Origin of the sequence: Nostoc sp. DedQUE02 (genome assembly GCF_034531035.1) — a bacterium.
GTDB lineage: Bacteria > Cyanobacteriota > Cyanobacteriia > Cyanobacteriales > Nostocaceae > Nostoc.
Window position 1 is genome coordinate 104,610 of record NZ_JAVRBY020000011.1, and the last position, 18,719, is coordinate 123,328.

Here is an 18,719-nt window from a genome sequence, read left to right on the forward strand (position 1 = left end):
CATTTGTAGAGGCGCTGTGCGCCACTACGATGAGATATTTTTTTTGCTATAAGTCCCTAAGGAAGATAACTTAATCCGCCGACTTTCACGCGATAATGGTAGTAAAACTGGTGCTTGACTTTGAGCATTGCTTTCTTTAAAGCTTTCTATTACCTGAGATACTTGTGCAATTGTCGGTGCCTCAAATACGCTACGCAAAGGTAACTCCACATGCAAAATATCGCGCACTCTAGAGACGAGCTGAGTTGCCAGTAATGAATGACCACCTAATTCAAAGAAATTGTCATAAATTCCTATCTGCTTAAGTCCCAAAACCTCGGCAAAAATTTTTGTCAACGCTTCTTCCACAGCAGTTCGAGGTGCGAGATAATTTTCAGACAATTGGGGTTTCATTGCATCATAAAATGCTCTTAAAGCGCGGCGATTGACTTTACCATTAGTTGTTAAAGGTAAAGACTCTAATACTATAAAAGCTGATGGCATCATGTACTCAGGCAGTTTTTCTGCTATATAAGTCTGCAACTGTGGCACTAATTTACGCGCAGCTTTGGCTTGTAAGGGATTATTTGCGTAAGATTGCCAAGGACGAGAGTGAGCCGTACTATGTGGAAAAATAGCTCTATTAACTATTTCATCTTGCCGTACAAAAATCACATCATAGCATCCTTCAATACTTGAATTTGACCAGGTAATATCAACTTTGTAAGGTACATCCAGTGTATAAAAATCTTCTGGTTCTATTCCGATATTTTCGATTTCTTGCAAAGCTTTACGAATTTGACCTACAGTTTTAAAACCTTCTACATCTGATAGCCATTCGGCTGTTTTAACTGCTGCCATAACACGCGCATTAGGTACATTATTAATACATAATGCTTCTGGTTGATTGTCAATTAATAACTGACGCACTGATGACACTGTTAAATTATCTTCATACCAGTTTATTACCGAATAATTTCCAGTATTATTAATAGTTTTATGAGCAATATGAATAATCACATTGTATCTAAATTGAATTAGCTCATTGCGATCGCGTCCGCGTAAAAGTTGAATTTTGACATCGCTAATCTGGGGAAAATATTCCTTTATTGCCCTAAAAAAAGCTGGGTCAATCACCAACTCTGTTTCTTGAAAAATTTGCATTTTAACCCGTTGCTGCAACTCGGAACGGGTAAGGGAAGGTTCAGCTTGATAGAGTTGAACTGATGCATGAAAAGCTTGTAAAAGTGGCAAACTACGCACATCCCCTATGAAAATAAAGCCACCCGGAGCAGTTGCCCTCACAGCACCTTCTAAAACACTAATCAAATAATCAATAGTCGGAAAGTATTGTACAACTGAGTTCAGAATTACTACATCAAAAGCTGCTGTTTCTACTTTTTTAAAGTCAGTAGCCATTTGCTGATAAAGTGCGACTTGCGGTATTTTTTGCTTTTCTAACTGCTGCTGAATGTAGTTAAGTGAAACTAGCGAAAAGTCGGTTCCACAGTATTGAGTGCAGTGAGGTGCAACTCTGAACAAAATTAAACCTGTTCCGCAACCAATTTCTAATACTCGCTTAGGTTGCAAAGCCAAAATTTGCGCTACTTGATTATTCACCCACTCACGCATTTGCTCTACTGGAATAGGCTGATTTGTGTAACTACTGTTCCAACCGACAAAATTGGATGTTGCATCTGAATCAGCCGCAGGTTGATTATAAGTTTCGTTATAAAGCATCTGCCATTGCAAAACCTGCTCGTTCTGCAATTGCATTAATTGCATATTCTCCTGTTCACTGTTATATTCAGTCGCTACGACATAAGCTACTAAACGCTTTTCTTCTTCATTCTCACAAATTAATACTACAGTTTGCTGTACTCCTGGATGCTGACTCAGCACTGTTTCAATTTCGCCCAACTCGATGCGGTAGCCACGGATTTTTACCTGCTCGTCAAGGCGGCCTAAAAACTCAATTTTGCCATCTACTCGATAGCGGACTAAATCACCTGTTTTATAAATTCGGGCTTTTAACTTATTAGTAAAACTATGATAAATGAAGGATTCAGCAGTTAAATCAGGACGGTTTAAATAACCTCGTGCCAATCCATCACCACTTATATATAACTCTCCTGAAGCGCCTATGGGTACTGGTTGTAAATGTTTATCTAATATATAAACTTGGGTATTAGCGATCGCACTACCAATTACAGGTACTAAACTATCTTTATTCTTAACAGAAATCTGACCAGAAGTTGTAACAACCGTGTTTTCAGTAGGGCCATAATTATTAAGTACTTGGAAACAGTGGGAAACTAAAGGATATTGATTGAGTTTGTCTCCACCTGTAAGCAATATTCGTAAAGCTGCATCTTCAGGAAAATCTAATAATAAAAACTTCTCTGCTATCGGCGTTGGTAAGAAAGAAATTGTTATTTGTTGTGATATTAACCAATCTCGCAGATATTCTGGCGATCGCCTAATTTCATCATCTACAATATAGATGCTTGCTCCAGCACTAAGATAAGGCCAAATTTCCCAACTGCAAGCGTCAAAGGCAACCCCGGCTATCTGCGTTACTCGGTCAAGAGGTGAAACTGCAAAAGCTTTTTGATGCCAAAAAACCAGATTTAATAATCCTCTATGTTCAATTTGTACGCCTTTAGGCTTTCCTGTTGAGCCAGAGGTATAAATTACATAAGCAAGATTGTCTGCTGCAACTTCACTAGGAAGATTATCTTCAATTTCTTGAGCAATAATTTCATAATTTTTATCTAAACAGATTATATTTGAATTACTATTTTGCAAACTTTCAAGCCATTGCTCGTTAGTTAATAAAACTGAGACTTGAGCATCTTCAATCATAAAATTTAAACGTTCAGATGGATAGCTTGGATCTAGAGGCACATAAGCTCCACCTGCTTTCAGGATGCCCAACATCCCAATTACCATATCAAAAGAGCGTTCTACACAAAGCCCTACTAAAACTTCGCTTTTAACTCCTAATTTTATTAGATAATGTGCAAGTTGGTTACTACGTATATTTAACTCTTTATAGGTGAGTTTTTCATCACCAAATACTAGTGCAGTTGCATCAGGATTATGTTCTGCAACGCTCTCAATTAACTGATGTACACACTTATCTTGTGGATACTCTAACTGAGTATCATTCCATTGAACTAATAAAGTATTTAGCTCATTTTCACTTAAAAGCAATAATTGTGCAATTTGTTGTTCTGGATTGGCAACTATACCCTCAAGTAATATTTGGAAGTGTTCTAACATCCTGGTGATAGTAGCATCATCAAATAAATCAGTGCTGTAAATTACAAACCCACTAATTCCTTCTGAACTATCTACCCATAAACCATTTTGAGTATTTGGTTCCCACAGGTGGAACTCCAAATCAAAGCGTGTTGTTTCCGTATCAAATGGTAGCGGACTTAAAGTTAAACCAGTTAAATCTAATGCTGATATCGGCGCATTTTGCAGAGCAAACACCACTTGAAAGAGCGGATTTTGATTCAAATTACGCTCTGGATGTAGTTCTTCTACGAGTTTTTCAAAAGGTAAATCTTGATGAGCATAAGCCTCTAAAGCTACCTCTTTAACTTTACTCAATAATTCTCGAAAAGTTAGGTTTCCTGATAGCTCGGTACGCAGTACTAAGCTATTGACAAAAAAACCAATTAATTCTTCAATTTCACTCCGGTTGCGATTGGCAATGGGTGAACCAATAGCAATATCTTCTTGTTGTGTATACCGATAAAGTAAAACTTTAAATGCTGCTAGTAGGGTTATAAACAAAGTTACCCCTTCTTGCTGTCCGAGAGCTAAAAGTGCTGCGCTCAAACTTTTTGATAATTGCAGAGGTTGCCTTGCACCTTGGTAAGTTTGAACACCTAGTCTTGGTCTGTCGGTTGGTAGATTTAATATAGAAATACCGTCTAATTGCTTTTGCCAGTAATCGAGTTGATTTTCTAATACTTCCCCCTGCAACCATTGGCGTTGCCAGTATGCAAAGTCTGCATATTGAATTGTAAGTTTCGGCAGAGGAGAAGGTTGATTGTTAGCAAAAGCTGTATAAAGTGCTGCTATCTCTTGAATTAACACTCCAATAGACCAACCATCAGAAACAATATGGTGCATATTCAGCAGCAGGATGTATTGTGTGTCATCCAACCACAGCAGTTTTACTTGCAGCAACGAATCAGTTGATAAATTGAAAGAACGTTGAGCTGTTTGATTAGTGAATTGTCGTGTTTGTATTTCTCGTTCGGCTTGTGGCAATTGCCGTAAATCTATTATTGGTAAAGTAATAGTTAGCGTCGGATTAATTAGCTGAACTGGTTGCCCTGACTGGATGACAAAATTGGTACGTAAAGCTTCGTGTCGTTGCACAATTTCGTTAAAAGTTTGCTCTAGCGCGGCTTTATTTAGCGAACCTGTTAGATGTAGTGCTACTGGAATGTTATAGAAAGGATTATTAGGGATTAATTGGTCAAGAAACCACAGCCTTTGTTGAGCAAAGGAGAGAGGAAGATTTTGAGAACGTGAAATTGATACAAGAGGTCTAAAACTGTGGTTATTGGTACGATTACTTGCTTTTAAAAATTCAATAATTTCTGCTTTACGCTCTTGAATTGCTGCACGCAGTTCTACTGTAAGAGTTCCTTCAGGCGCGTTACAACCAAATTTTTCACTGTCAATAAAAATTTGAATATCTAAACTGCGAAGATAAGATAATAGCTCAACTGTATTCAAAATTAAACCCCTTAGGAACAGTTGTTATTTAATAAAAAGTTGAAGGCAGAATCAACATTATTTGTAAATAATTATTTTTACCACTTTAAGCTGTTTATCAACTAACCCAGCATTTTTATCACACTTACAACATTGTATAAATCATTCTTGGGAGTGAAAGTTGGATGATTCTAACTATGGTATGAAGCTAAAAGCAGTTAACAACGTATCACAAGGTTTAGGCTCATGATATTCATGCCTCATAATTTTCTGTTTATATGGCTGGTTCAACTGCTGTCAATTGGTGTACTTGGCGGGGGGATTTACATTCTCTATGAGTGGTACGAACGAGAACTTTTAGGAACTTCATACTTGGTGGCTGGATTAGTAATGGTTTTGTGGACTTTTGGCGGCCGTTTTATCAGTTTGCCATTGCTACGTCGTCCTGGAAACGAGGAACCCAAGTTTATGCGTAGCAAAACCGTGCAGCGCTTGCCACGTCCAGATGGGAGCGTGTTGCAAGTAGAGTTTTTTGGGCCTGAAGATGGTCAACCAATTATTTTGTCACATGGTTGGGGGCCAAACAGTACTATATGGTATTATGCCAAACGACAATTAGGCGATCGCTTCCGAGTGATTGTTTGGGATCTACCAGGTTTAGGAAAATCCCCCAAACCGAAAAACAACGATCACTCTATAGAAAAATATGCCCGTGACTTGGAAGCTGTAATTGCCATAGCAGGGGATAAACCTGTTATTTTGTTGGGACACAGCATGGGTGGGATGATTAACCTGACATTTTGTCGCCTGTTTCCAGAGCAATTAGGGAGTCGGGTGGCTGGGTTAATTCTTGTAGATACTACTTACACAAATCCGGTAAAAACTTGCATTTTTAGCAATTTGGTACGTAAATTGCAGAAACCGCTACTCGAACCTGTGTTGTACCTGACTATCGTGTTGTGGCCGATTTTTTGGTTGATGACTTGGCTCTCGTATTTTAATGGTTCACTGTATATCACCGTCGAACTATCTGGATTTACCGGTACTGAAACACGCGGTCAACTAAGTTTTGCAGGTTTATTATCAGCATTGGGTTCACCTGGTGTGCTGGCTCGTGGCACACTGGGAATGTTGAAGTTTGACGAAACAGAAACACTTGCAACTATTAATGTGCCTGTATTGGTAATGTGTGGGTTTTCAGATATAGCAACTAAACCTGTAGCGAGCGATCGCATGAAAGCAGAATTACCTTACTCTGAAAAAGTTACCCTAAAACCAGGTGGACACATGGCATTAATGGAACAAAACCAGCAGTTTGCCGAAGCAGTCAGCGCATTTTGTACTGGCTGCTTATAGCTGCGATCGCTACTGAAGCTTATTTAAAGGCTAGATGTACTTAGTAGAGTTTTGCGTAAAAGCGTAGCGTTTCCAATACAAGCCGACGCATTAACAATACAAGCCGATGCATTAACAATACAAGTCGATGCATTAACAATGCAAGCCGACGCGTTAACAATACAAGTCGACGCATTAACAATGCAAGTCGACGCATTAACAATGCAAGCCGACGCATTAACAATACAAGCCGATGCATTAACAATGCAAGCCGATGCATTAACAATGCAAGCCAACGCATTAACAATGCAAGCCAACGCATTCATTAGACCTCTTGGCATTTGTGCTTTTTACAAGAGGGGGAAAAGGGTAAAGGTTAAAGGGGAAGGGGACAATACAGAACTTTTTCCCCTTCCCCCTTGCCCTTTTCCCGACTTATGCAAGAAGTCTATTGTCATTGCAGGGTATTGCCAAATTTAATTCGCTACGAATTAAGGAAATGCTGTACTTAGTACCTTTTGATTAGATCCGAAGTAGAGATCGCCCAATTCTTCCAAAAAAACATCCGCTTGGGATTCTGGATTAAGGAAGTAGGAATGGATGGGAAGGAGTTCAGCGCGAGGGCGGGTTTCTGATGAAGACACAATCTGCTCAAGCAAAGTCAGGTAGTTTTCAGCAGTAGATTCCCAAGTGTACTTCTTCAGTACTCGTTGCTGACCAGCTTGGGCAAAATACTCCCATTCGTTAGCATCACATAGCAACCGCTCCAAGCCCCGTGCAATATCAGCAGTATCTTCAGGGTCAACGAGTACGCCATATTCCTTATTTCCCTGTTGCAAGCTCTCACTGGGGCCACCATTCTTGGTTGCTACCACTGGTAAACCTGCAACTGCTGCTTCTAAGGGAGCAAGCCCAAAGGGTTCATAGAGTGCAGTCAGCGCGAACACCGAGCGGCGTTTTACCATAAACCGATAAGCTGCTGCCAGTGACTCTTGAGACTGATCTGACAAGCCAAAGGCACTCACCTTGCCCCACAAGTCGTTTTCTTTGATTACTTCTCGAATCGGAGCTAATACCTCTTCAGCCGTGCCATCACTAGTTTCCTCTCGTAAAGGATCGTCCAGCCCCCCTGTAAGTATCACCAAGTTAGCTCGTTCCTGAAGTGTTGGACTCATTGCGAAGGCTTGCACTAGCCCTAATATATTTTTTTTAAGCTCTAATCGACTGGATGCTAGGATGACAGGCAAATCTCGACGGGCTTCTGCAATGTCTCGTGCCAATCGCTCTTGAATGAACTCTTCGGTAGCCTCCTCGTTTTCGTAACGCGCCTTTGCACCAAAAATCGAGAAATCTGCTCCCGGTGGAATCACTGCAAAACGGTTGTCATTGTCTACATCCACTGCACCACTATAGACTCGATGAGAATACTGTTCAAAGCGTTCTTGTCGTGTACTGGTGATATTAATAGCCGAACGATTCATGCTCAGGCGTTCGGCTAAGATGCGATATCTGAAATAGAATTGCTCGTCTATTTCTGTGAGATTTTCTGGGGTAACTTCCAGTTTGTCCATCTTTTGAGCGCCGAGAGAATGAGCAGTAAAGGTAAAAGGTATGCCTGTCTCATTTTCAATGAGAACGCCACACAATCCTCCATCGCCGTAGTGAGCAGTCATTGCATCGGGTAAGCTACCTTCCTGTTGATAAAATTTCAAGATGTTGGGTACCCAATCAGTAACCAGATGAGGCCATAACAACTCTTTAGAGAGAAATTCTTTTGGCCCTGCTGGTAAGCGGATAATGCGGACGTTATCGATCCCTGCATAAGTGTCAATCACTTCGGCAAACTCTGGCCACTCCGGGTCAATAATTTGACGAGTGAGAATATCAACTTTATGACCCATTTGAGCTATAGCTATGGCGGTTTGCTTAACGTAGATCAGCTGACCCCCAAAATCTGGGTGTTTCGTGATGTGACTATTGCCTGAATCAAAATTGCCTTGAGGGTTGAGAAATCCAATATGCATAGCCCACTTCCTAATACAGGTTGATTTCTACTAGAGATTTTTGCCTGAAGACGGCAGCATAACAGCTTAGTGAGCTTGTTAAAAACTGCCAAGACTAAAAAACGCAGGTAGTGAGGCTGTAGATAAATACCATGAAAAAGTAAGTCAAAGGGCTTTTATTGATTCCCTTTAACTTAAACCCAGCCAGCCAGTTCACGCCTTTTCCTAATGTTTAAGTTAATCGCTCTGCGGCGATCGCACATATACCGAATGACATAAATGATAAGTTAAAATTCAACGTCTTCTCGCTTTTGTCCCGTAGCTTGAGTTTTATCAGCACCTTTTGCTGCCCAAAACATTGTATCAATGCACTTAGCAAGTTGTTCAATAGTTGGTGCTTCAAACAAATTGCGTACAGTTACATCTATTTGAAAGGTATCTCGGATTCGGGAAATTAACTGAGTCGCCAGTAGAGAATGACCGCCCAATTCAAAAAAATTGTCATGAACGCCTATCTGCTCTTTTCCCAAGACTTTAGCCCAAATTTCTCCAAGTAACTTTTCAACTTGCGATCGCGGCGCTACATAATCATATCTATCGAAAGCTACTATATTGGGTCTAGGTAAAGCACGACGGTCTATTTTGCCATTAGGAGTTAATGGTATTGATTCCAGCATCACATAAGCTGTTGGCATCATGTATTCTGGTAACTTTTCTTTCAAGTATTTACGTAGTACAGATGCTAAATCTGATACTTTTACTACATTAAGAACAATATAAGCCACCAAATACTTATTATCAGGTATATCCTCATCAGCAATAACCACTGTTTCTCTCACTGCTGGATGTTCACTCAACACCGCTTCAATCTCTGATAATTCAATGCGGAAGCCACGAATCTTTACTTGATTGTCAATCCGTCCTAAAAATTCAATATTGCCATCTGGTAAATAGCGGGCTAAATCACCCGTTTTATAAAGACGTGTTCCTGAATTATTACTAAAATGATTTGTAATAAATTGTTCAGCAGTTAATTTAGAGTGATTGAGATATTCTCTTGCCAGACCCTCACCACCAATATATAATTCGCCAATAACACCAATAGGTAAAGGTTGGAAATGGGTATCTAATATATAAATTTGTGTATTATTTATCGGGCAACCAATGGGAATAAATGAAGTTGATTCTGATAATTCTTGGATATAATAATAAGATGAAAATGTTGTATTTTCTGTAGGCCCATAGACATGAACTAAATGCTGTGGCGCACCATGTTGTAGAATCTTTTTAACCCATCTTGAGTCAACAATCTCACCACCAAATAGTAAATATTTTAATGAAGCAAAAGCTTGCGGAACATCTCTGGCGATCTGTTGAAATAAAGCTGTTGTCAAAAACAAGATATTAATTTCTTTTTGCTGTAACTCTAATGCCAATTCGTGAGCCGAAATAATTACATCTTTGGGAACACTTATAAGTTGAGCGCCGTTAAGTAGCGCTCCCCAAATCTCAAATGTTGCTGCATCAAAAGAAGTGTTTGAGGCTTGTGCTATTTTATCTGATGGTGATACTTTTATATAATTTGTATTGCACACTAGTCGATTTACAGCTTTGTGAGTTATAGCCACTCCCTTGGGTTTTCCTGTAGAACCAGAAGTATAAATAACATAAGCTAAATTGTTAGATGTAACGCTAGTTTCAAGATTATTTTTATTTTCTTGAGTAATAATTACCCAGTCTTTATCTATGCAAACAATTGGATTCAAAAAGCATTCAAAAGACTTGAGCAGCCTTTCTTGTGTTAGCAATACTGAAACTTGTGCATCTTCCAGCATAAACTTTAGGCGTTCTTGAGGATAGCTTGGATCTAAAGGAAGATATGCTCCTCCTGCTTTCAGAATGCCTAATAAGCCAACTATCATTTCTATAGACTGTGAAATGCAAATACCTACTAATTTTTCTGAACTTACCCCGAATCTTTGTAAGTATTGTGCTACTTTATTACTGCGTATATTCAACTCTTGATAAGTCAGTTGCTCGTCACCAAATACTAATGCTATAGAATCAGAATGATGTTGTACCTGCTCTTCAAACAATTGATGGATACACTTATCATCAGGATAATTTGCATTAGTGTTATTCCATTCGACTAATAGCTGATGTAGCTCCGCTTCACTTAAAATCGGTAAATTTGCAATGCGTTGTTCTGGATTTGCAATAATGCTCGACAACAGAGTTTTAAAATGATCCAGCATCCGATTAATGGTAGCTTTCTCAAACACATCTGTGTTATAAACTATTACGCCACGAAGCCCTTCAGAATACTCCCAGTTTGCACCCCATAAGCTCCTGAAATCATCAGAACACTTCCATAAGTGCAATTCTAAATCAAAGCGCGTTTTTTTTAAATCAATATTCATAAAGCTAGGCGCTAATCCAGGCAATTCTAATGCTGACATTGGCGCATTCTGGAAACTAAATACTACTTGAAATAAAGGATGATAGCTCAAATTCCGCTCTGGATGTAGTTCTTCAACTAGCTTGTCAAAGGGTAAATCTTGCTGACTATAAGCTTCTAGTGTTACCTCTCTGACTCTGCCTAATAGTTCTCGGAAAGTCGGGTTTCCAGATAAATTAATGCGTAGTACTAAACTATTGACAAAAAAACCAATAAGACCCTCAATTTCGCTGCGGTTACGGTTAGCAATTGGTGAACCTACCGCAATATCTTCTTGATATGTGTAGCGGTAAAGCAAAGTTTTAAATGCTGCCAGCAGCATCATAAAAAAGGTTACACTTTCTTGCTGCGAAAGCTTTTCTAATGCATCAGTTAGCTTTTTTGGTAACTCAAAAAATTGTGTTGCTCCTTCATAACTTTGTATAGCTGGTCTTGGTTTATCGGTAGGCAAATGCAGCATAGAAATACCATTTAATTGCTTCTGCCAATAAGTTAACTGCGTTTGCAGTACTTCTCCTTGTAGCCATTCGCGCTGCCAGTGGGCAAAGTCGGCGTATTGAAGAGGCAGTTCTAATAAAAGCGGAGTTTGGTTATGTACAAAAGCTGTGTACAGTATTCCCAGTTCCCGAATCAGCACCCCAATAGACCAATCGTCGCAGATAATGTGGTGCATATTCAGTAATAGAATATGTTCTGTTTTAGAAAGCACAAGCAACTTCACTCGCAGCAATGGCCCGGAGGATAAATCGAAGGGATGTTCTATCTCTGCGTTAATAATACTATTTACTTCAACTTCCCTTTCACCATCTGGCAGTAGCTGGAGGTCTAATACAGAAATAGGTATTGTTAAGCTGGGCGCAATCGCCTGTAGAGGTTGTCCATCTAACACTATAAATGTAGTGCGTAAGGTTTCATGGCGATGTACAATTTCGTTAAAAGTCTGCTCCAGTGCCGTTAAGTTAAGTGTACCTGTTAAGCGAATTACTGTCGGCACATTATAAATAGTATTGTCAGGGAGCAACTGGTCAAGGAACCATAACCGTTGTTGGGCAAAAGATACTGGAAAGACAAAAACCTCTTCAGAAGACATATTAATCCTTATTTTAAAGTTTGTGCTTTCTCAATACAGGCTCTTAATTGTGCGGCGAGAACCTGGATATGGGGTTTTCTGAGCATGGTTAGGTGATTGCCAGGAATATGATGAATTTCCGTTCCTCCCACAGTTAGCTGATCCCAACCCATACTCGGCTCTCCGTCAGCAACGTTTAACTGAACTTTTGTTCTAAAAAGATTAATTCGCTGAGGGTAGACTTGCGGAACATAGTTGAGAACTGCTTGGCTATTGGCATAAAAAACACGAAGCATAGGAAAAATAGCTGACTCACTTAAAAGCCTTCGCTTGGATTCTTCAGATACAAAGTTGAGTGTGGTATCCTCTTTTTGGGTGAAATGCGAGAACAGATTTGTTTTGAGCGATCGCATCAATTTCTCAAAAGTAAGAAATCGAGAAGTTAAACTATTAATCCGGTTTTTACTAGGAGCAGTAATTAAATACAAATAATCGAGGAAAAAGGGCCACATATATGGCACTACTGTAGTAAAAATAAACTTGAAAGCATTACTTAAAGAAGGTAGATTGCTCTTAATTGGTGCTACAGTGTCAAGCACAGCAAGTAGAGCTACTTCTTCTCCAGAATTTTGAAGTTGTTGAGCCATCTCAAAAGCAACCCAACCTCCAAAAGACCAACCTCCTATAAAATAAGGGCCTTTCGGTTGTACTGAGCGCAATGCTTTAATGTAGTGGCTAGCCATATTCTCAATGCGATTTAGTGGAGTTTCCCCATCAATTCCAATAGGCTGTAGTCCATAAAGTGGCTGATTTATTCCCAATTGATGAGCTAATTCATAATAAGGAAAGACAACACCAAAGATTGGATGGACGCAGAAGAAAGGTGGATTTGAACCATTCGGTTGAATCGGAACTAAAGGAGACCACGCTAGAGAATCTGTTTTGGAATATAGAGCAATTGCTAAACTTTCAATTGTTTGATTTAAAAATAGGTTAGATAAGGGTAAATCACGCTCAAACTGTTTGTTTATTTGGTCTAATAAACGTATAGCTAGTAGCGAATTTCCTCCCAAATCAAAGAAGTTATCATAAATACCTACATTCTCAACATTAAGGACTTCAGCCCAGATTTTTGCCAAGGTTGATTCAGTTAGAGTCCGAGGAGCAATAAAGGTTTTATCTATTGAGCGGCTCTGAGTATCAACTGCTTTTAGTGCATAATAATCGACTTTGCCATTAGCCGTTAACGGCAGAGAATCCAGAATTACAAAAACTTTTGGTATCATGTATTCTGGTAATTTTTCTTTTAAAAATTGACGTAGTTCAATAATTGTTTCCTCCGTTGGTGGCTTAGAAACAATATAAGCTACTACATACTTGTTATCATACAGATTACCTTGAGCAATTACAATTGCCTTTTCTACATTATTATGCTGGTTTATAACTGTTTCAATCTCTGACAACTCAATGCGGAAGCCGCGAATTTTGACTTGATTATCGATGCGGTCTAAAAACTCAATATTACCGTCTGGTCGATATCGGGCTAAATCACCGGTTTTGTAAAGCCTTGCTCCTTTTTTGCAATTAAAATGATTGGGAATAAACTTTTTGGCAGTTAATTCAGGGCAGTTGAGATAGCCTCGCGCTAATCCATCACCAGCGATGTATAATTCACCTAAAATTCCAATTGGTACAGGTTGTAAATGCTGATCTAATATATAAATTTCAGTGTTAGCAATTGGGCGACCAATAGGCGGATTTTCACTTACAGATTTAATTTCAGCAACAGTTGACCAAACAGTTACTTCAGTAGGACCGTAAGCGTTAAAGAACCTCCGATTAGAACTCCACCAGCGTTTTACTATATCCTCGGAACATGATTCACCTGCACAAATAATAGTTTGCAGTGCAGGTAATGATTTTGTGGGTAAAACTGCCAAAACACCAGGTGTCAGGGTGACATGAGTAATCGCTTTTTCCTGCAATAGTTGGAGCAAAGCTTTTCCAGGTAGAAAGCATTTTTTATTTACTAAATAAAGAGTTGCTCCTATTTGCAATGCCATTACAATCTCAAAAATTGAGGCATCAAAACTCAATGATGCAAATTGCAGAATACGATTACTCGGTTGCAATTTAAAAACTTCAATCTGATTTGCTGCTAAATTAGACAGTCCTCGGTGTTCGATTAAAACGCCTTTGGGCTGACCTGTTGAGCCAGAAGTGTAGATGACATAAGCTAAGTTTTCAAGTGTTACGCAACTATTTGGGTTTTTTCGGCTATGTTGTGTAATAGCTGCCCAGTCTTTATCTATACTAATAATTTTGTTTGAGAATCTTGTAAAATTTGGAAGTAATTTTTCTTGTGTCAGCAATACAGAAACTTGTGCATCTTCCAACATGAAGTTAAGACGCTCTTGAGGATAGCTGGGATCTAAAGGAAGGTATGCGCCTCCAGCTTTGAGGATACCTAATAGCGCGATTATCATCTCTAGCGATCGCTCCACACAAATACCAACTATAGTTTCAGTCTTTACACCTATTTTTTTGATATAATGTGCAAGTTGGTTGCTGCGTATATTTAACTCTTTATAGCTGAGTTTTTGATTACCAAATACTAGTGCGATCGCATCGGGAGTTTGCTTTGCCCGTGCTTCAAATAACTGATGAAAACACTTGTTATCTAGATAACTTTTCTTAGTTTGGTTCCAATCAATTAATAATTGCTGTCGTTCTCTTTCAGTCAGCAAACCCAAATCTGAAAGACGCTGTTTTGGATTGAAAACAATACTTTCTAAAAGTATTTGGAAATGCCCCAGCATTCGCGTAATGGTGCTTTGCTCAAATAAATCGGTGCTATACACCACTTCTCCTTTGAGAGTTTCCAAGTCTCGCCACAGATGGAACTCTAAATCAATCTTTGCAATTTTGCTGTCGAAGTCGAATAACGAAAGCTTTAACCCAGGTAACTCTAGTGCTTCAATGGGAGTATTTTGCAGACTAAATACGACCTGAAATAAAGGATGGCGGCTCAAATCTCGCTCTGGATGAAGTTCCTCCACCAGCTTTTCAAAGGGCAAATCCTGATGGCTGTATGCTTCTAAAGTTACCTCTCGCACTCGATTTAATAATTCTTGAAACGTTGGGTTTCCTGATAAATCGCTACGTAACACTAAACTATTGACAAAAAAACCAATTAACCCCTCTAATTCGCTACGGTTGCGATTAGCAATAGGTGAACCGACTGTAATATCCTCTTGCTGCGTGTAGCGATAGAGCAAAGTCTGGAACGCTGCAAGCAAAATCATAAACAATGTTACATCTTCTTGGTAGCTAAGTGCCTCTAGCGCTTGAGTTAAGGAGTGTGGTAGCTCTAAAAATTGTTTTGCACCCCTGTAGGTTGGAACTGCTGATCTTATTCGGTCAGTCGGGAGATTCAGCACCGAAATCCCGTCTAATTGCTTTTGCCAATAAACTAACTGCGTTTGTAAAGGCGAACAGCCGTTTTCCCCGACTGCTTGCAACCACTCCCGTTGCCATTGGGCGAAATCTGCATACTGAATCGGTAGTTCTGGCAGGGATGAAGACATTAGACATCGCTTATTTTCTACAAAAGCTTTGTATAATACCCCCAATTCTCTAATCAGCACTCCAATTGACCAGCCATCGGCAACAATGTGATGTAGATTTAGCAGCAGCACATATTCTGCTTCATCTACTTGTAGCAGCTTTACTCGCAGCAATGGCCCGGTAATGAGATTGAAAGGATGTTGAGCCTCTGCGGTTGCGATTCGCCGTACTTGTGTCTCACGTTCTTGAGCGAAATTGCGTATATCTATTAGGGGAAGAGGTATGGTTAAGCTAGGTGCAATTACCTGCACTGGTTGCTGCTCTACCATAATAAACGTAGTGCGTAAGGTTTCGTGGCGACGGACAATTTCGTTGAATGTCTGCTTTAATGCGGTGAAATTGAGGGAACCTGTCAGGCGAAGCGCTGTGGACACATTGTAAAATGGATTACCCACTGCTAATTGGTCGAGAAACCACAATCGCTGCTGGGCGAAAGAAGTGGGGAAGACAAAAACCTCTGCTTCATCAGAAAAATTAAGTTCTTCATCAGCCTTGAGGTTACTGAAAATATACTGGCTCATAATAATATCTTTGCCAAAAAAAGAGTATGAAGACAGAGGGCTGATGTTATAAAGTTATTTCTTCCACAAAAAATACAGGACTTACGCATTGACAGGAATCTGGCTATAGGATTAATATTTGATTTTTGAAAAAGCTCCGTACATCTAAAGAGACATAAAATCAAAGGCAGTGTTTTGGATAAACCACTCAAACATCCACTGGAAATGAGAAAACGAAGGCACTAAAGCACAAAAACGTCTATTTGAGACGCTGCGCGAACGAAGTTTTAGACGAAGTAGCTAAAGGAGATACAGGGATCGTCACTCAAGGACTGGAAATTTTGCAAGACTTTCCTTTGTTGGCATTGAATCAAGCCGTACAAGGATACTAGCCGCCACTTAACTTAGCCTTTAGAAGCCGACGAAAAACGCGTAGGCGTAGCCTGCCGCAGGCATCGCTTGGAAGAAAAACGGTAGTATAGCGATGCAAGCCAGGGCGTGGACAATAAAACCGTCAACTAGCGATCGCACGCGGCAAAACTGGCGAAAGATATTTATGTGGATAAAGAGGTTAGTTACAGCAGATCAACCAGAACATTAAAAGCCGACGAGAAATGCGTAGGCGTAGCCCGCCGCAGGCATCGCTTGGAAGAAAAATAGAATTCGTTATGCATCGCGTCAAGTTATGCCAGCGATGATTAAAGCCGTCTTTGACAACCTTCCCCACTCCCCACTCATAATATGCGAACATAATTAAGTTGTAGCTGACTACCTGCACACCCGATTACTTTACTCGATTTTTCAAAATATTAGAACAATAAAAGGTGAATTGCAATGTCAAATATACGAGAAGGAATGCCCGTACTTGTCCGTCATGAAGGAGATTGGGTAGGAACTTATACAGTAGTTGATACGGCAGGAAAAATCCTCGATAAGTATGAGTCTCATTTAACTTGTCAATTTCCCGAAAATGGCCCTCATCCCTACTACCAAATCAATCGCTATAAATGGTCTGATGGTAAACAAGAGGAGTATGAATTTCCAGGAATCTATAAAGATAATAAACTTTGGTTTGACACCGATCGCATTGACGGAAAAGCCTGGGAAGCCGATGATTCGATTGTTATTTTGCAGTTTAATTATAAAACAAACCCAGAAATGAGCTTATATGAAATGATCTACATTAGTCCTGACAATAACAATCGTGCCCGTACTTGGCATTGGTTTAAAAATAATCAAATCTTTCAACGTACCCTAATTCAAGAAGAACGGGTAAGATAATAATTTCTTCCTTCAAAGATAAAAGCTCATTATTCTTCAGTCCGCGCAGGTGGTCACTGACTTGTACTGAGCGTAGCCGAAGTAGCCTGCCGTAGCACTTCGTGGAAGCAAGCTACGCGCAGCGTCTCGTAGAGAAGTGCGGACTTTGTTTGTGTAGCCACGATTGCATTTGTTAGGCTTTCATCTCCAAACTCAACTTAGTAAGGTATACACATGGCCAAAGGTGACAAAATAAACTTTTCTACTCCTAGCGGTTTCCCAGAATTTCTGCCTAGCGAAAAGCGTCTAGAATTACACTTGTTAGATATCATCCGTAGAGTTTTTGAAAGCTATGGATTTACGCCTATTGAGACACCTGCTGTAGAACGGTTAGAAGTGCTACAAGCTAAAGGTAATCAAGGCGATAATATTATTTATGGAATTGACCCCATTCTGCCACCAAATCGACAAGCTGAGAGAGATAAATCGGGCGAAACTGGTTCGGAAGCTAGAGCTTTAAAGTTTGATCAAACAGTTCCTTTGGCGGCGTATATCGCCCGTCACCTAAATGAATTAACCTTTCCCTTTGCCCGTTACCAAACAGATGTGGTTTTTCGAGGAGAACGGGCAAAAGATGGGCGTTTTCGACAGTTTCGCCAATGTGATATTGATGTAGTTGCTCGTCGTGAACTCAGCTTATTGTATGATGCTCAGATGCCTGCAATTATCACTGAGATATTTGAAGCAATTAATATTGGTGATTTTCTGATTCGTATCAATAACCGAAAAGTTCTGACTGGTTTTTTTAAATCATTGGGTATTGCCGAAAATCAAATAAAATCTTGTATTGGGATTGTTGATACTTTAGAAAAAATTGGTGGAAATAAAGTCAAGCAAGATTTAGAAAAAGAAGGAATTTCAGTAGAGCAAGCGCAAAAAATTATTGAATTTATCAAAATCAACGGTTCGGTTGATCAAGTATTAGATAAGCTTAAGCATCTCGCCCAAAATTTATCAGAAACCAAGCAATTGAGTTTAGGAATTAGTGAATTAGAAACGGTAATTGCAGGGGTGCGTAATCTCGGAGTTGCCGAAAATCGTTTCTGTATTGATTTATCCATTGCCCGTGGTCTTGATTACTATACTGGCACAGTTTACGAAACAACCCTATTAGGACATGAAGCTTTAGGTAGCATCTGTTCTGGCGGGAGATATGAAGAATTAGTCGGGGTATTTTTGGGCGAAAAAATGCCTGGTGTCGGTATTTCTATTGGCTTAACTCGCTTAATTAGTCGTTTATTAAAAGCTGGTATTCTAAGTACATTAGCTGCTACACCAGCCCAAGTAATGGTAGTGAATATGCAAGAAGATTTAATGCCCACTTATTTAAAAGTTTCTCAAAATCTGCGTCAGGCGGGCATTAATGTGATAACTAACTTTGATAAGCGTCCCTTGGGTAAACAATTTCAATTAGCAGACAAGCAAGGAATTCAATTTTGCGTAATTATTGGTTCTGAAGAAGCAGCAGCGCAAAAGTCATCGCTCAAAGATTTGAAAACAGGCGAGCAAGTAGAAGTGCTACTAGAAAATTTGGCTGAGGAAGTTAAAAAAAGGCTTATCTAAAAGTTGATTTATAAAGTAGTAACTGTCTATTAGAATTTGCCTCATATACCCTACTTATTTGGAAGTCCTTTATGAGTTTGTCGGATGTCCCTAATCTCTGGGTTCCTTTAGCACTTTTAGGT

Annotated in this window: 9 protein-coding genes; 5 read left to right on the plus strand and 4 right to left on the minus strand. The window is 39.6% G+C overall.

What is annotated here, in order from left to right:
- Positions 1-24: 24 nt before the first annotated feature.
- Positions 25-4,743 carry a non-ribosomal peptide synthetase gene (locus RMX98_RS12385; RefSeq protein WP_322677592.1) on the minus strand — a complete coding sequence of 1,573 codons (4,719 nt, stop codon included), beginning with the start codon at positions 4,741-4,743 and terminating at the stop codon, positions 25-27.
- 234 nt (positions 4,744-4,977) lie between these two features.
- On the opposite strand from RMX98_RS12385, the gene RMX98_RS12390 reads away from it, so the two are divergent.
- Positions 4,978-6,078: an alpha/beta hydrolase gene (locus RMX98_RS12390; protein ID WP_322677591.1), complete on the plus strand. Its 1,101-nt coding sequence runs from the start codon at positions 4,978-4,980 to the stop codon at positions 6,076-6,078.
- Between the two features lie 51 nt (positions 6,079-6,129).
- Positions 6,130-6,537: a hypothetical protein gene (locus tag RMX98_RS12395; protein ID WP_322677590.1), complete on the plus strand. Its 408-nt coding sequence runs from the start codon at positions 6,130-6,132 to the stop codon at positions 6,535-6,537.
- A gap of 11 nt (positions 6,538-6,548) precedes the next feature.
- Here the strand turns inward: RMX98_RS12395 and RMX98_RS12400 are convergent, their stop codons facing one another.
- The 3 genes from RMX98_RS12400 to RMX98_RS12410 form a co-directional block, all read right to left on the minus strand.
- Entirely contained in the window at positions 6,549-8,081 is a 1,533-nt protein-coding gene (locus RMX98_RS12400) for a glycosyltransferase (protein ID WP_322677589.1), read from the minus strand.
- Between the two features lie 266 nt (positions 8,082-8,347).
- Positions 8,348-11,608 (minus strand): amino acid adenylation domain-containing protein, encoded by a 3,261-nt coding sequence (locus tag RMX98_RS12405; RefSeq protein WP_322677588.1) that lies wholly within the window; start codon positions 11,606-11,608, stop codon positions 8,348-8,350.
- 8 nt (positions 11,609-11,616) lie between these two features.
- Positions 11,617-15,735 (minus strand): amino acid adenylation domain-containing protein, encoded by a 4,119-nt coding sequence (locus tag RMX98_RS12410; RefSeq protein WP_322677587.1) that lies wholly within the window; start codon positions 15,733-15,735, stop codon positions 11,617-11,619.
- A 242-nt stretch (positions 15,736-15,977) separates the two neighbouring features.
- Here RMX98_RS12410 and RMX98_RS12415 point away from each other — a divergent pair, with 242 nt between their 5' ends.
- The 3 genes from RMX98_RS12415 (at position 15,978) to hisS (ending at position 18,597) form a co-directional block, all read left to right on the plus strand.
- The gene (locus RMX98_RS12415) at positions 15,978-16,106 is read left to right on the plus strand and encodes a hypothetical protein (RefSeq protein ID WP_322677586.1); all 129 of its coding nucleotides are present in this window, start codon (positions 15,978-15,980) and stop codon (positions 16,104-16,106) included.
- Between the two features lie 442 nt (positions 16,107-16,548).
- Positions 16,549-16,995 (plus strand): DUF3598 family protein, encoded by a 447-nt coding sequence (locus tag RMX98_RS12420; protein WP_322677585.1) that lies wholly within the window; start codon positions 16,549-16,551, stop codon positions 16,993-16,995.
- A 213-nt stretch (positions 16,996-17,208) separates the two neighbouring features.
- A complete protein-coding gene (gene hisS / locus RMX98_RS12425; protein WP_322677584.1) occupies positions 17,209-18,597 on the plus strand; it encodes a histidine--tRNA ligase in 1,389 nt (462 codons plus the stop codon).
- Positions 18,598-18,719: the final 122 nt, after the last annotated feature.

Excerpts from the sequence above, each read along its gene's own strand:
- RMX98_RS12390 (WP_322677591.1), top strand. The coding sequence starts at position 4,978 with ATGCCTCATAATTTTCTGTTTATATGGCTGGTTCAACTGCTGTCAATT.
- RMX98_RS12400 (WP_322677589.1), bottom strand. The coding sequence starts at position 8,081 with ATGCATATTGGATTTCTCAACCCTCAAGGCAATTTTGATTCAGGCAAT.
- RMX98_RS12405 (WP_322677588.1), bottom strand. The coding sequence starts at position 11,608 with ATGTCTTCTGAAGAGGTTTTTGTCTTTCCAGTATCTTTTGCCCAACAA.
- RMX98_RS12410 (WP_322677587.1), bottom strand. The coding sequence starts at position 15,735 with ATGAGCCAGTATATTTTCAGTAACCTCAAGGCTGATGAAGAACTTAAT.
- RMX98_RS12420 (WP_322677585.1), top strand. The coding sequence starts at position 16,549 with ATGTCAAATATACGAGAAGGAATGCCCGTACTTGTCCGTCATGAAGGA.
- hisS (WP_322677584.1), top strand. The coding sequence starts at position 17,209 with ATGGCCAAAGGTGACAAAATAAACTTTTCTACTCCTAGCGGTTTCCCA.